The sequence below is a fragment of the Cupriavidus sp. 01L45 genome, assembly GCF_056399885.1.
Map to the genome: position 1 here is coordinate 149,860 of NZ_JBFTSG010000002.1, position 13,790 is coordinate 163,649.

Annotated in this window: 13 protein-coding genes; 11 read left to right on the plus strand and 2 right to left on the minus strand. The window is 65.5% G+C overall.

The window, feature by feature from the left end; genetic code table 11:
* Positions 1–141 precede the first annotated feature (141 nt).
* The gene (locus AC1DT6_RS02235; RefSeq protein ID WP_441629272.1) at positions 142–579 is read left to right on the plus strand and encodes a universal stress protein; all 438 of its coding nucleotides are present in this window, start codon (positions 142–144) and stop codon (positions 577–579) included.
* 179 nt (positions 580–758) lie between these two features.
* Here AC1DT6_RS02235 and AC1DT6_RS02240 read toward each other — a convergent pair whose 3' ends face one another.
* Entirely contained in the window at positions 759–3,605 is a 2,847-nt protein-coding gene (locus AC1DT6_RS02240; protein ID WP_441629268.1) for an AMP-binding protein, read from the minus strand.
* Between the two features lie 194 nt (positions 3,606–3,799).
* On the opposite strand from AC1DT6_RS02240, the gene AC1DT6_RS02245 reads away from it, so the two are divergent.
* The 10 genes from AC1DT6_RS02245 (at position 3,800) to AC1DT6_RS02290 (ending at position 13,377) form a co-directional block, all read left to right on the plus strand.
* Positions 3,800–4,501: a TetR family transcriptional regulator gene (locus tag AC1DT6_RS02245; protein ID WP_477114431.1), complete on the plus strand. Its 702-nt coding sequence runs from the start codon at positions 3,800–3,802 to the stop codon at positions 4,499–4,501.
* A gap of 222 nt (positions 4,502–4,723) precedes the next feature.
* Positions 4,724–5,728 (plus strand): 1,2-phenylacetyl-CoA epoxidase subunit PaaA, encoded by a 1,005-nt coding sequence (gene paaA, locus AC1DT6_RS02250; RefSeq protein WP_477103305.1) that lies wholly within the window; start codon positions 4,724–4,726, stop codon positions 5,726–5,728.
* A 13-nt stretch (positions 5,729–5,741) separates the two neighbouring features.
* Positions 5,742–6,026, plus strand: coding sequence for a 1,2-phenylacetyl-CoA epoxidase subunit PaaB (gene paaB, locus AC1DT6_RS02255; protein WP_035869507.1), 285 nt, complete (start codon positions 5,742–5,744; stop codon positions 6,024–6,026).
* An 11-nt stretch (positions 6,027–6,037) separates the two neighbouring features.
* Complete coding sequence (gene paaC / locus AC1DT6_RS02260) at positions 6,038–6,841, plus strand: 1,2-phenylacetyl-CoA epoxidase subunit PaaC (RefSeq protein WP_441629264.1); 804 nt, start codon at positions 6,038–6,040, stop codon at positions 6,839–6,841.
* Between the two features lie 6 nt (positions 6,842–6,847).
* Positions 6,848–7,393, plus strand: coding sequence for a 1,2-phenylacetyl-CoA epoxidase subunit PaaD (gene paaD / locus AC1DT6_RS02265; protein ID WP_441629262.1), 546 nt, complete (start codon positions 6,848–6,850; stop codon positions 7,391–7,393).
* Between the two features lie 23 nt (positions 7,394–7,416).
* Positions 7,417–8,505: a 1,2-phenylacetyl-CoA epoxidase subunit PaaE gene (paaE, locus tag AC1DT6_RS02270; RefSeq protein ID WP_035869387.1), complete on the plus strand. Its 1,089-nt coding sequence runs from the start codon at positions 7,417–7,419 to the stop codon at positions 8,503–8,505.
* Positions 8,506–8,550: 45 nt separating this feature from the next.
* Positions 8,551–10,239, plus strand: a complete 1,689-nt coding sequence (gene paaN / locus AC1DT6_RS02275; protein WP_477103304.1) for a phenylacetic acid degradation protein PaaN — start codon at positions 8,551–8,553, stop codon at positions 10,237–10,239.
* Between the two features lie 293 nt (positions 10,240–10,532).
* Positions 10,533–11,858: a phenylacetate--CoA ligase PaaK gene (gene paaK, locus AC1DT6_RS02280; RefSeq protein WP_477103303.1), complete on the plus strand. Its 1,326-nt coding sequence runs from the start codon at positions 10,533–10,535 to the stop codon at positions 11,856–11,858.
* Positions 11,859–11,975: 117 nt separating this feature from the next.
* A complete protein-coding gene (locus tag AC1DT6_RS02285; RefSeq protein WP_477103302.1) occupies positions 11,976–12,959 on the plus strand; it encodes a Bug family tripartite tricarboxylate transporter substrate binding protein in 984 nt (327 codons plus the stop codon).
* A 178-nt stretch (positions 12,960–13,137) separates the two neighbouring features.
* Positions 13,138–13,377: a DUF2789 domain-containing protein gene (locus AC1DT6_RS02290; RefSeq protein ID WP_441629254.1), complete on the plus strand. Its 240-nt coding sequence runs from the start codon at positions 13,138–13,140 to the stop codon at positions 13,375–13,377.
* Positions 13,378–13,452: 75 nt separating this feature from the next.
* Here AC1DT6_RS02290 and AC1DT6_RS02295 read toward each other — a convergent pair whose 3' ends face one another.
* Positions 13,453–13,764 (minus strand): hypothetical protein, encoded by a 312-nt coding sequence (locus tag AC1DT6_RS02295; RefSeq protein WP_441629252.1) that lies wholly within the window; start codon positions 13,762–13,764, stop codon positions 13,453–13,455.
* Positions 13,765–13,790: the final 26 nt, after the last annotated feature.

Below are 13,790 nucleotides of genomic sequence, written 5' to 3' on the forward strand. Positions count from 1 at the left end.
TATACTCACTTCAGGAGGCGGGCGACTGGAGGCAACCAATGGGGCCTTGCGCTTTCGATTGTCGCCTTGCCATCGCACGCCTTCCGGCGCGAAAACGCAACCGGCTCCATGAGCCCCGAAGCGGGGTACAAGGAGAGCAGTATGTTTACGCACCTTCTGCTGGCGGTTGACGGTTCCCCCCTGTCCGACGCGGCATTCCACAATGCGCTCCTGTTGGCGCAGGAAATGGAAGCGCGGATCACTGCGCTGCGAGTCGGGCCCAAGTACCACCTGTTCGCCTATCACACCGAAATGCTGACGGACAGCCGGGAGCTGTTCGCGGAAGAGATTGGGGAAGCAGCAAAGAAGTATCTGGAAAGGATCGCGCTGGAGGCAGCCGAGGCTGGTGTGACTTGTGCGACGACCTTTCTGGTCGACGATCACCCGTACGAAGCCATCATCAAGACTGCCGAAGACAGGGGCTGTGACCTGATCGTGATGGCGTCTCATGGAAGGCGCGGCGTGCAGGGTGTGCTGCTCGGCAGCGAAACACAGAAGGTGCTGACCCACAGCAAGATCCCCGTGCTGGTTTACCGTTGACACCAGCGTTTTCGCGTTCGCCCCACGTGCGCGAGCCGGACACGTCCGAGTGGAACTTCACCAGCGCGCTGCTCGGTTCGTTTGAACGCAGRCAAGCCAAGGTGTTCGCGCTCGAGCCTTGAGCGAGCCAGCAGCATGGCCTGGCGCAAGATGCGCGACGCCGGGCATGGGCTATGGTTCTATATCCGCCTGGAACCCCGGTGTGTCGCGCGCAAGCCATCCGGCTCGCCGCAATAGTGCAGGATCTCTGTGCGCGCGGTATTGCGCAGGCGCACGGCGGCGGGCCAGTCGTCGCCATCCGGCCACAGCGGGCTGCCGATGACCACACCGATCGGTCCGCGCCGCGGCAGCCATTGTCCGTCCCGCAGTACGGAGCGCGTACCCCGGATGGCGACCGGCACCACCGGCGCGCCGGCGTGCGCGGCGGCCAGGAATGCGCCCGTGCGGAAGCTTTGCAGGCCGGGCGTGCGCCCAAACGTGCCCTCCGGAAAAAACAGGACAGAGTGCCCGGCGCGCACCGCCGCCACGATCCGCTCCACGTCCTCGTGCTCTCGCCGCGGATCAAGGCGGTCGATGAAATCCGCGCCGATGCTGGCCAGGTAGGCGCCGGGTATGCGCTGGGATTGAAGCTCGCGCTTGGCCACGAAGCAGATCGGCCTGGGCAGGGCCGCCACCAGGACGATACCGTCCAGGTAGCTGGCGTGGTTCGATACCAGGATGCACGGCTGGTCGCGCGGCAGGCGCTCGGCCTCGTCCACGAACCAGGGTATCGCGCTCAGCCTGAGCAGCAGCCTTGCGGCGCGGTGGCTGACGGCCCAGCCCAGTTGCGGCCGATGCAGTACTACCGAGGCCAGCCAGGTCGCCGGGGTCAGCGCGGCGAACAAGGCCCAGGCGTAGCAGGCATAGGCCAGGCCTGCGCCGGTCTGCCGGATGCGCCGCAGTTGGGGAAGCATCGCCTGCCATCCGAAGCGGGCGATCTGCAGCCAGGGAGCGCCCTGCCCCCGGCCGAGCCGGCCTTGCTCGAAGCGCTCCCGGCAGGCGGCGCGGCGGATCTTGCCACTCGAGGTCTTCAGGATGCTGTGCGGCGAGACCAGGGCAATGTGGTCGGGAGGCAGGCCCAGCACGTCGATGGCCGTCTTCAGCACCTGCCGGTGCAGCATCCGGCGCGCATGTAGATCCTTCACGGCGGTTTCGGCCATCACCACGATGCGTTCCGTGCCGCTGCTGGGGTCCGGGCAACCGAAAACGGCAACACAGCCCTTGCGCATGCCCGCGATGGCGCCGATCGCCTGCTCGAGCTCGTACGGGTAGATATTGCGGCCGCCGCGCACGATCATCTCCTTGGCGCGGCCGGTGATGAAGACATCATTGCCGGCGACATAGGCGTAATCCCCGGTGTTCACCCAGTCGTGATCAAAGAGCAGGCGCGTCTGCTCCGGATTGCGGAAATACCCGCTGGTAGCCGACGGGCCGCGGAACTGCAGCAGCCCCTCGTGGCGCTCGGCCAACTCGTGCCCGCTGGCATCGACGATGCGCACTTCATGGCCCGGGAGCGGCCGGCCGCAGGCGGGGAACTCCAGCACATCGCTATCCTGCTCCGCCGCGGCGGCTGCCCTGGCGGCGCGCATGAATTCGGTCCGGCCGATGCGATCGACCAGCAGGCCGCGGTCCAGCGGAGGAAAGCTGAGGCCCAGCGACGCCTCGGCCAGCCCATACACGGGGGAAATGGCCTCCGGGCGCAGGCCGTAGCGTACAAAGCGCTGCGCAAAGGCGCGCATGGTCTGCACGCTTACTGGCTCGGCACCATTGAAGGCGAAGCGCCAACTACCCAGGTCAAGTCCGGCCAGCGCCGCATCGGCCAGCTTGCGCAGACAGAGTTCGTAGGCAAAGTTGGGGCCGCCCGACAGCGTGCCCCGATACTTGTGGATCGCCCAGAGCCAGCGCTCTGGCCGCGCAAGGAAGGCCAGCGGCGACATCACGACCAGGGGATAGGCGTAGTAGAGGCTACCCAGCCACGCCCCGATCAGCCCCATATCGTGGTACAGCGGCAGCCAGCTGACGAAGACATCCTGGGAGCCAACGCCCAGGGCCTGCCCCATCGCCCGCAGGTTGGCCAGCAGGTTGGCGTGGGTCAGGACGACGCCCTTGGGCGAGCCGGTGCTGCCAGAGGTGTACTGCAGCAGGGCGATATCGTGCGCACGCACGATCGCGTGCACCGGCGCGCCGCCACCCGTGCAAGCCTCCAGTTCCGTCGGCGTCACCACGTCGTGCAGCGTACCGGTGCTGGCCTTGAGCAGTGCGGCCAGCGGCTTGGCTTGCGCGACCGTGACCAGGATGGGTGCCTGGGCATTGGCCAGGATGCCGGCATGGCGCTGCAGATGATCGCCGATCTGCGCCAGCCGCGCCGGCGGATAGAGCGGAACGGGGATGCCACCGGCAATTAGCACGGCGCAGAAACTGTAGAAGTACTCAGGGCTGGTGGGCAGCATGATGGCCACGGCCGTGCCCGGACGCAGACCCCGTTCGGCCAGCCCCGTGGCCATGGCCGTCGCGCGCTGGTGCAGTTGGGCAAAGCTGATCGGGATGTCGTCGCTGCTGCCGTCCTGCAGGATGATATGAGTTCGGTCCGGATGGCGGCGCAGATGCCAGCCGAGCACATCGGTCAAGGTGACGGCACTCTCCGGAGCCTGGGCCGCAGGGAACGGGCGGGCACGCCGCGGGAGCGTTCCGCCCGTGCCAGGCGGCAGATCCTTGGCGGCCAGCAAGGCGCGCAGCAGGGCGCGCGGCGTGTCGGCCTGGGCCAGGACTTGCTCGGGCAGGCTGACGCCAAACCGCTGCTCGACGCGAGTGAGGAGTTCGACGCGCGTCAGGCTATCGAAGCCCAAGTCGCCTTCGAGCGTGCTGTCCAGCGAGACCGGCATCTCGGCGGTCCCCTGCTGCTGCACTGCCGACGACATCTCCCGGACAATGTCGAGCAGCGCGTTGTCGTAGCTTTCCCGGGAGGGTGAATTTGGTCCCATGCGCATGGCAGCCGTTCCGTCCAAGCCGGCGGCGCGCCCGCCGCTACTGAGGGGATGCGGCAAATGTGGCGTACAGGGTGCTCGGATAGCGGCACAGAGTGACACACCCTTAAGATAGACCGCCTGCCAGCTTTGTCGAGGCGGGCAGGGCCGGACCCGGCGCGCTTGGCCACTCCGGCGCCGGCTCGCTATCCTTGGAAGTGGCGCAGTTGCGGATTCTCAAGGAAGTGCGAGCCATGAAGGAGCACGCCGATCTGGCCGACAGGATTCTGGAGGTCGCGCTGAGACTCGCCGAGCGCGGCGGATGGGATGCATTGCATCTCCATGAGATTGCCGCGTCCATGGAGATCGGTCTGGCCGACATTTACCGGCACTACCGGCAGAAGGACGATCTGGCAGAGGCCTGGTTCGGCCGGGCCGACTTCGCGCTGGTTTGCGCAACCCAGCGCGAAGGCTGGCATGGCCTGTCCACGCGCGAGCGCCTCTCGCTAGCCATCCTCGCCTGGCTGGAGGCCCTGGCGCCGCATCGGCGGCTCACCGCGGAGATGCTGCGCTACAAGCTGCAGCCGGAGCACTTGCATCTGCAGGCGCAAGGCCTGCTGCATATCAGCCGCACCGTGCAATGGATCCTGGAGGCCGCCTGCCTGCCGGCGGCCGGCTTGCGCCGGGAGGCGGAAGAGGTCGTGCTGACCGGGATCTTTCTCTCCACATTTGGCGTCTGGCTACACGACCCGTCACCGGAGGCCAGCCGCACGCAGGCCTGGCTAGACCGGCAACTACGGCTTGCCGAGCGGCTGGCCTTGCGCACGCCCGGCGGCGCGGGGGGCGCCCGCCCAATTGCGATGACCATTCGGCAAACTCCGACCGGTCCACATGCGCCCTGGTCGTTTCCCCGCTCCTAGCGGGTGATCCAGCCCCAGCGAACGAAAACCGTCAAATCCGGCAATGCCAACGACGGATCAACCCCACTGCAGGCAGCCTCACGCACACCCGCGCAACGCCGCGTAGCTAACCCTCCACACTCACCCCTCAAAACTATCACTTGATTAAATTCATCCAAACAATTCATCGACCGACCGGTCGGTTTATAAATATACTGCGGCATCGCCTCACAGGAAATCTCCATGTACACCCAATCTCTCGATCTCCCGGGCAACGCGCAACAGCCCGGCACGGCGCCGGCCGATACCTCGCCGCAGCAAGCGCATTTCGACGCCCTGATGGCGGCTGACGGCAAGATCGAGGCGCAGGACTGGATGCCCGATGCGTATCGCAAGACGCTGATCCGGCAGATTTCCCAGCACGCGCACTCGGAAATCATCGGCATGCAGCCCGAGGGCAACTGGATCAGCCGGGCCCCGAGCCTGAAGCGCAAGGCGATCCTGCTCGCCAAGGTGCAGGACGAGGGTGGGCATGGCCTGTATCTGTATAGCGCAGCCGAAACGATGGGCGTGTCGCGCGACCAATTGGTCGATGCCCTGCACGCCGGCAAAGCCAAGTACTCGAGCATCTTCAATTACCCCACGCCGACCTGGGCGGACGTGGGCGTGATCGGCTGGCTGGTGGATGGCGCGGCGATCATGAACCAGATCCCGCTGTGCCGTTGCACCTACGGCCCGTATGCCCGCGCCATGATCCGCATCTGCAAGGAGGAGTCCTTCCACCAGCGCCAGGGCTTCGACGCCCTGCTGTCGATGATGAAGGGCACCCAGGCGCAAAAGGACATGGTGCAGCAGGCGGTGGACCGCTGGTGGTGGCCGGTGCTGATGATGTTCGGCCCGAGCGACAAGGATTCCATCCATAGCGGCCAGTCGTTCCAATGGGGCATCAAGCGGATCTCSAACGACGACCTGCGCCAGAAGTTCGTCGATGCCACCGTCGAACAAGCCCGCATCCTCGGCGTGACGCTGCCCGATCCGGACCTGAAGTGGAATGAAGAGCGCAAGGCGCACGACTACGGCGCGATCGACTGGGAAGAATTCTGGCGCGTCGTGAACGGCGACGGGCCTTGCAACAAGGAGCGCCTCGCCACCCGGGTGAAGGCGCACAACGATGGCGCGTGGGTGCGCGAAGCCGCGCTGGCGTATGCCGAAAAACAGGCCGTGCGGGCTCACAAGCAAGCCGCTTGAACAGGAGATGAAGATGAACAAGGAATGGCCGATCTGGGAAGTATTCGTGCGCAGCAAGCAGGGCCTGGACCACAAGCACTGCGGCAGCCTGCACGCATCCGATGCGAGCGCCGCACTGCGCATGGCGCGCGACGTCTACACGCGCCGGCAGGAAGGCGTAAGCATCTGGGTGGTGCCGTCGGCGGCAATCACGGCATCCGATCCTGCCGACAAGGAGTCTTTCTTCGAGCCGGCCGGCGACAAGATCTATCGCCATCCGACCTTCTTCGTGCTGCCTGCCGAAATCGACCACATGTAAGACGAGACGCAATGATGACCACGCCCCAACATTTGTCGTACGTGCTGCGCCTGGCCGACAACGCGCTGATCCTCGGCCAGCGCAACAGCGAGTGGTGCAGCCATGGCCCGGCGCTCGAGGAGGACATCGCGCTGGCGAATATCAGCCTCGACCTGATCGGCCAGGCGCGGCTGCTGTACTCGCACGCGGCTACGCTCGACGAAGCGCTGAGCGGCGCGAAGAAAACCGAAGACAGCTACGCCTACTTCCGCTCCGAGCGCGAGTTCGCCAACTACACGATGGTGGAGTTGCCGCACTTCGGGCCGTTCGCAGGCACCGCTCGCACCGAACGCGACTATGCCGTCACGATAGTGCGCAACTTCCTCTACTCCGCGCTGATGGCCCATCTGTGGACGGCATTGCAATCGTCCAACGACGAGCAACTGGCGGCCATCGCCGCGAAATCGCTGAAGGAGACGCGCTACCACCTCAGCCATGCCAGCGAGTGGCTGATCCGCTTCGGCGACGGCACGGCGGAGTCGCACCGGCGCGCACAGGCGGCGCTGGACTACCTGATGCCGTACACGCGGGAGTTCTTCGCAACCGATGCGGTGGAAATCGCGATGGCCGAGGCCGGCGTCGGCCCCCTGGTGGCTGGCCTCGAACCTGCATGGCAGGCAGACGTTGAGCAGGCCATTGCCCAGGCCACCCTCAAGCTGCCGTCGCCGGTGAAACACGTTACGACCGGCAAGCACGGCGAACATTCGGAACACATGGGCTTCCTGCTTGCCGAAATGCAGTCCCTGGCACGCCAGCATCCCGGCGCTACCTGGTAGATCGCGATGACCGCCGCCACATTGATGCATGCCGACACCACGCTGGAACGTGCCTGGACCGTACTTGAGGCGGTCCCGGACCCGGAGATCCCCGTGGTATCGATTCGCGAGCTGGGCATCCTGCGCGACGTGCGCCGCGGCGCCGACGACGCCGTCGAAGTCGTCATCACGCCAACCTATTCGGGGTGCCCGGCGATGTCGCAGATTGCCGAGGATATCGGACAGGCGCTGGACGCCGCCGGGATCGTCCCCCATCGCATCGTCACCGTGCTTGCCCCTGCGTGGAGCACCGACTGGATGACCGGCGAAGCGCGCGACAAGCTGCGCCGCTATGGCATTGCGCCACCTGCCGGCAACTGCGGCAGCGCGGATGCGCCGCAAGAAAAGACCATCCGCTTCGTGCCTCGCGCGGCCGCCCGGGACAAGCCGGCCTGCCCGCAATGCGGCTCGGTGCACACCGAACTCCTCGCCCAGTTCGGCTCGACGGCATGCAAGGCGCTGTACCGCTGCATCGATTGCCGCGAGCCGTTCGATTACTTCAAACCGTACTGACCGTACTGACCTGGACCGACATTATGGCGACTCCACAATTCCATCCTTTGCGTATCCGCGAGGTACGGCCCGAAACCGCCGATGCCGTGACCGTCTCCTTCGAGGTGCCCGAGGACCTGCGCGATGCGTACCGCTTCACGCAAGGACAATTCGTCACGCTGAAGGCGCATCTCGATGGCGAGGAAACCCGGCGCTCGTATTCGATCTGCGTGGGCGTCACCGACTACGACCGCGATGGCGAACTGCGCATCGGCATCAAGCGCGTGCGCGGCGGGCGCTTTTCGAACTTCGCGTTCGACACGCTGCAACCTGGCCATGAGATCGAGGTGATGACGCCCGATGGCCGCTTCTTCACGCACCTGAACGCCGACCTGTCGCGGACCTACGTGGCGTTCTCGGGAGGCTCGGGCATCACGCCCGTGCTCGCGATCATCAAGACCACGCTTGAGACGGAGCCGACCAGCCGGTTCACGCTGGTGTACGGCAACCGCAGCGTCGACGCGATCATGTTCGCCGAGGAACTGGAAGACCTGAAGAACCGCTATATGAGCCGGTTCTCGCTGTATCACGTGTTGTCCGACGATTTGCAGGAAGTCGAACTGTTCAACGGCGTGCTGGATCAGGAGAAATGCCGGGCATTCCTGGAAACGCTCACGCCGGCCGACGAAATCGATGAAGCGTTCATCTGCGGCCCCGGCCCGATGATGGATGCAGCCGAAGCCGCGCTAAAGGCAGCCGGCGTGGCGCCGGAGAAAGTGCACGTCGAACGCTTCGGCACACCGCTGCCGCAAGCGGGCGTGCCGCCCATCGAAATCACCGACGACATGCCGGCGGCGGACCTGGAAGTGATCATCGACGGCAAGCGGCGCAAGCTGCGGCTGCCTTATGTGGGGGTCAGCGTACTCGATGTCGGCCTGAAAGCGGGCCTTGCCCTGCCCTACGCCTGCAAGGGCGGCGTGTGCTGCACGTGCCGCGCGAAAGTCCTCGAAGGCGAAGTGAAGATGGAAAAGAACTACACGCTCGAACAACATGAAATCGACGATGGCTTCGTCCTCACCTGCCAATGCCATCCGGTGTCGGATCGGGTTGTCGTCAGCTACGACGAACGGTAAACGCTAATCGCAGTCCTGCAACCTCTAAAAAATACGCCCCCCGCAATGAATCATTCCCTCTTCAGCAAACACGAAAAGACGCTCGAGCGCGCCCTGGAAGCCATCCGGACGCGCGGCTATTGGAGTCCCTTCAACGAGATGCCCAGCCCGCGCGCCTATGGTGAAACCGCCGCCGCCGACGGCGAAGCGGCATTCAAGGCACAGCTTGGCCAGCCCTTCACACTCGATCAACCCGGCAGCAACGGCACGATCGGCGAAGAGCGCTCGCCATTCGGCCAGACCTTGCATATCGGCTACCCCAAAGCGGATCCGGACGCGCTGATCGCGGCGGCACAAAAGGCGCAGGCACAGTACCGCAAGGCCGGTCCGAAAGCCTGGGTGGGCGTGAGCCTGGAAATCCTGGCGCGGCTGAATCAGGCCAGCTTCGAGATCGCGCACAGCGTCATGCACACCACCGGGCAGGCGTTCATGATGGCGTTCCAGGCCGGCGGCCCGCACGCGCAGGATCGCGCGCTCGAGGCCATCGCCTACGCGTGGGACGCGATGCGCGACATTCCGGAGACGGCCTACTGGGAAAAGCCGCAGGGCAAGAATCCTCCGCTAGCCATGGAGAAGCGCTTCACCGTCGTGCCGCGCGGCATCGGCCTGGTGATCGGCTGCTGCACGTTTCCCACCTGGAACAGCTACCCGGGGATGTTCGCCGACCTTGCAACCGGCAATGCCGTCATCGTCAAGCCACATCCGGCCGCGATCCTGCCGCTCGCCATCACCGTGCGTATCGCGCGGCAAGTGCTACAGGACGCCGGCTTCGATCCCAACGTCGTGACCTTGCTGGCGACCGCACCCAACGACGGCCCGCTTGTGCAGTCGCTGGCCACGCGCGACGAGATACGGCTGATCGATTTCACCGGCAGCACCGCCAATGGCGACTGGCTCGAGACACATGCGCCGCAGGCCCAGGTCTACACGGAGAAGGCTGGCGTCAACCAGATCGTGATCGATTCGGCGGACGAACTCAAAGCGGTGGCCCGCAACATCGCGTTTTCTCTCGCGCTGTATTCCGGCCAGATGTGCACCGCGCCGCAGAATATCTATGTGCCGCGTGGCGGCATCAAGACAGCCGAAGGCACCGTCCCGTTTGAAGAGGTCGCCCGATCCATCGCCGGCGCCGTGCAGAAGCTGACTGCCGATGCGGCCCGTGCCGTCGAACTCACCGGCGCGATCCAGAACCAGGGCGTGCTCGCCCGGATCGACGAGGTCGCCGCGCTCGGCACGCCGCTGCTCGCCAGCCAGCGCCTCGTGCATCCCGAATTCCCCGACGCAACGATCGCCACCCCGGTCCTGCTGCAACTCGACGCCAGCCGCGACGATGCTACCTTCACGCAGGAATGGTTCGGCCCGATCGCGTTTGTGATCGCGACCGACTCCAGCGCGCAGTCGCTGGCACTCGCGGCGCGCATCGCCCGCACGCGCGGTGCCCTGACGCTGTCCGTCTACAGCACGGACGAAGCGGTGCTCGATGCCGCCGGGGAGGCTGCCGTGGAAGGCGGCGTCGCCTTGTCCGTCAACCTGACGGGCGGCGTCTTCGTGAACCAGTCCGCAGCGTTCTCGGACTTCCACGCAACGGGTGCAAACCCCGCGGCCAACGCCAGCCTTGCCGATACCGCGTTTGTTGCCAATCGCTTCCGCGTCGTGCAAAGCCGCCGGCATGTCCCGCAGCGCGAGCCGTCGTAAGCGTCGCTGACGAAGCCGCGGATTCGCCCGTCCCGGGCGTTCAGGTGGCTTCGCATCGTCATCCGCAGTCAAGCCAGGGTGCCCGCTATCCGGCCGGCCGGCGCGCATGCGTCGGCCGGGTGGGCGCCGCTATGGAGTTATGGAGTTATGGAGTTCCGGATGCTTGACGACCCGGCACGGCACCACGGCAAAGACCGTTGCCGCGCATAGCCGGGTTGCCGAGCCGTCGTGTGGCGCCCCCAATCCCGCCACCGTTCCATCCTATTCAGTCGCTTCACCATCAGGAGACAACCGTGGTCCAGCCAATTCCCCAACCGGGCGAACTCGAGCCCATCGAACTCGCCAGCCGCGACGAACTCCAGGCGCTGCAACTCTCACGGCTCAAATGGTCGCTCCGTCATGCGTATGACAACGTTCCGCACTACCGCAGCGCCTTCGACGCCGCCGGCGTGCACCCGGACGACCTGCGCCAGTTGTCCGACCTGGCGAAGTTCCCCACCACCTCGAAGAAAGACCTGCGCGACAACTATCCGTTCGGGCTGTTTGCCGTGCCCAGGGACGAGGTCGTGCGCGTGCATGCATCTAGCGGCACGACCGGCAAGCCGACCGTGGTGGGCTACACCGCGAAAGACATCGACACCTGGGCCAACGTAACGGCCCGCTCCATCCGCGCGGCGGGCGGCCGCCGCGGCGATACGCTGCACAACGCATTCGGCTATGGACTGTTCACCGGCGGCCTGGGCATCCATTACGGCGCGGAGCGCCTCGGCTGCATGGTCGTGCCGATGTCCGGCGGACAGACCGAGAAGCAAGTCCAGCTGATCCGCGACTTTGAGCCGTCGATCATTCTCGTCACGCCCTCCTACATGCTCAACCTGCTCGACGAGATGGCGCGCCAGGGCATGGATCCGGCGGCGTCATCGCTGAAGATCGGCATCTTCGGCGCCGAGCCGTGGACGCAGGGCATGCGCGCCGAGATCGAGACGCGCGCGGGCATCCAGGCCATCGATATCTACGGGCTCTCGGAGATCATGGGCCCCGGCGTTGCCTGCGAATGCATTGAAAGCAAGGATGGACCGGTCATCTGGGAAGATCACTTCTATCCCGAGATCATCGATCCGATCTCCGGCGAAGTGCTGCCCGACGGCAGCCAGGGCGAGCTGGTATTCACCTCGCTGTCGAAGGAGGCCATGCCCATGATCCGCTACCGCACGCGCGACCTGACCACGCTGCTGCCGCCGACATCGCGCTCGATGCGCCGGCTGGCGAAGATCACCGGGCGTTCGGACGACATGCTGATCATCCGCGGCGTCAACGTGTTCCCGAGCCAGATCGAGGAGCTGATCCTGGGCATCGGCCGCCTGAGCGGCAACTACCAGTTGTGCATCACCCGCGAAGGGCATATGGACTCCCTGTCCGTCTCGGTCGAGGCGCGCGCCGGGGTCTGCGACGCGCTCACCGACAGCGACCGTGCGCAGCTGGGACGCGAACTGCAGCACCGGGTGAAGACCATGGTGGGCGTTTCCACGGCGGTACGCGTGCTGAACGCCGGTGAGATCAAGACTACAGCCACCGGCAAGGCCCAGCGCGTGCTCGACCTGCGCCACGTCGGCGCCTGAGTCCGGGCAACGGTGCCGCCCGCGCCGGATGAACGGCGGCAGGCGGCCCGGCAGATAAAAAGGAAAGCAAAAAAGCGGAAAACAACACCGCAAGCAAAATTCAAAACAGGAGACAAGATGATCACCATCCGCAAATTGATGGCAGTTGGCCTCGGCCTGGCTGCCCTGCCCTGGACCGCGGCAACGGCTGGCGCGGAACCCGCCTTCCCGAGCAAGCCCGTGCGCTGGATCGTGCCCTACCCCGCCGGAGGCGGTTCGGACTTCCTGGCGCGCTCCATCGGGCAGCCGCTCTCGACCCGCCTGGGCCAGCCGGTCGTGGTGGACAACAAACCCGGCGGCAACACCGCCATCGCCGCGGCGGAAACCGCTCGCGCGCCGGCGGATGGCTACACAGTGCTGTCGGCGGACAACGGCACGCTGGTGTTCAACCCCGCGCTGTACAAGTCCCTTTCCTACAATCCGTTAAAAGACCTGGCGCCGGTTACGCTGCTTGGCCGCTTCCCGATGATCCTGGTGGTGGGTCCGGGGATACGTGCCAGCAACGTGCAAGAATTCATTGCCGCGGCGAAAGCCAAGCCGGGCGGCATCGACTATGCTTCCGCGGGTGCAGGCAGCCCGCATCATCTGGCGATGGAACTGCTCAAGGTGGAAGCTGGCCTGACCATGGTCCACGCGCCGTATCGCGGCGCGGCGCCTGCGCTGGCCGACGTTGCCGGCGGGCAGGTCCCGGCCATGATGGTGGATCTTGCCTCGGGCGCCGGTTTCATCAAGGGCGGCAAGGTCAAGGCACTGGCCGTGGCCAATCCCACCCGCCTGCCGCAGTTGCCCGATGTGCCGACCTTCGCCGAGGCAGGTTACAAGAACGTGGAGGCCGCCGCGCTCGTCGGAATGGTGGCGCCGTCGGCCACGCCTCCCGAGGTGATCGCCATCCTGAACAAGCAGGTCGTGGCTACCATCAGGGAGCCGGCAGTCAACAAGCGGCTGGTGGAGTTCGGGGTGGAACCCGTGGGCAGTACGCCGGCGCAGTTTGCCGATCTGCTGCGCAGCGAGACCGCTCGCTGGCACAAGCTCATCCGGGATCTGAAGATCAAGCTGGATTAAGGCGGAGACGAGCGGTGCCGCCGCCCGCTACCGGCGGCACCGTGCCATTGCCCGTTGCCCGCCTGTAGCCTGTACCGTTCGATGTTGCGCACAAAAGCTGCGTTGTCGCATAGCATGGTGGCAATGCACTCGCCGAGCTGCACGAACATCGATCTCTTGAGCAGAAGGGGCAACCATCATGGACCAGGGCTTTCATCACTTTTCCGAACTGTTCGCGCAACTGGGATTGCCGGCCAGCGAAGCGGAGATCCGGACCTTCATCGCCACGCATTCCCCGCTCGCCGACGACGTGCCGCTCGCGGACGCACCGTTCTGGACGCCCGCCCAGGCGGCGCTGCTGCAGGACGAAATCCTTGAGGACGCCGATTGGGCGGAAGTGGTGGACCAGCTGAATGTGGCCCTGCGATGCTCGAAATGACAAGATCCCGGCACGCGGGGTGAATCTACCCTGAAGAATGCGTACGGCCCGTGGCAGTGCGGCGCTCGCGGCCTCTCAATGCGCAGGCATGCACCTGAGCACGGAGGCGAAGTGATCCATCGAGATCTCAACCTCGTCCTCCAGCCTGACTCCGCCGAATTCCGCAAGCCGCTGGCCGGCTCGCTCGATGCTGAAGACCACAGCCTTCCAGGTGCCGTCGGGCACCGAGAGCGTCAGGCGCGTATTAAATTCCACCTGGGGATCGATCCGGCTTCGCACTGTCACAAGGTCGCCCGCCTGCGGGCGGATGGCGCCAACCGCAACCACGTCGCCGACAACCGGTTGCCCTGCCGGGTATGCTGCGCTCGCCATGTCTTCGTGATTCATGGTCCCAAACCCTCCTTTGCGTTAAT

Excerpts from the sequence above, each read along its gene's own strand:
- AC1DT6_RS02290 (WP_441629254.1), top strand. The coding sequence starts at position 13,138 with ATGGACCAGGGCTTTCATCACTTTTCCGAACTGTTCGCGCAACTGGGA.
- paaB (WP_035869507.1), top strand. The coding sequence starts at position 5,742 with ATGAACAAGGAATGGCCGATCTGGGAAGTATTCGTGCGCAGCAAGCAG.
- AC1DT6_RS02235 (WP_441629272.1), top strand. The coding sequence starts at position 142 with ATGTTTACGCACCTTCTGCTGGCGGTTGACGGTTCCCCCCTGTCCGAC.
- paaN (WP_477103304.1), top strand. The coding sequence starts at position 8,551 with ATGAATCATTCCCTCTTCAGCAAACACGAAAAGACGCTCGAGCGCGCC.
- AC1DT6_RS02240 (WP_441629268.1), bottom strand. The coding sequence starts at position 3,605 with ATGCGCATGGGACCAAATTCACCCTCCCGGGAAAGCTACGACAACGCG.
- paaC (WP_441629264.1), top strand. The coding sequence starts at position 6,038 with ATGATGACCACGCCCCAACATTTGTCGTACGTGCTGCGCCTGGCCGAC.
- AC1DT6_RS02285 (WP_477103302.1), top strand. The coding sequence starts at position 11,976 with ATGATCACCATCCGCAAATTGATGGCAGTTGGCCTCGGCCTGGCTGCC.
- paaD (WP_441629262.1), top strand. The coding sequence starts at position 6,848 with ATGACCGCCGCCACATTGATGCATGCCGACACCACGCTGGAACGTGCC.
- AC1DT6_RS02295 (WP_441629252.1), bottom strand. The coding sequence starts at position 13,764 with ATGAATCACGAAGACATGGCGAGCGCAGCATACCCGGCAGGGCAACCG.
- paaE (WP_035869387.1), top strand. The coding sequence starts at position 7,417 with ATGGCGACTCCACAATTCCATCCTTTGCGTATCCGCGAGGTACGGCCC.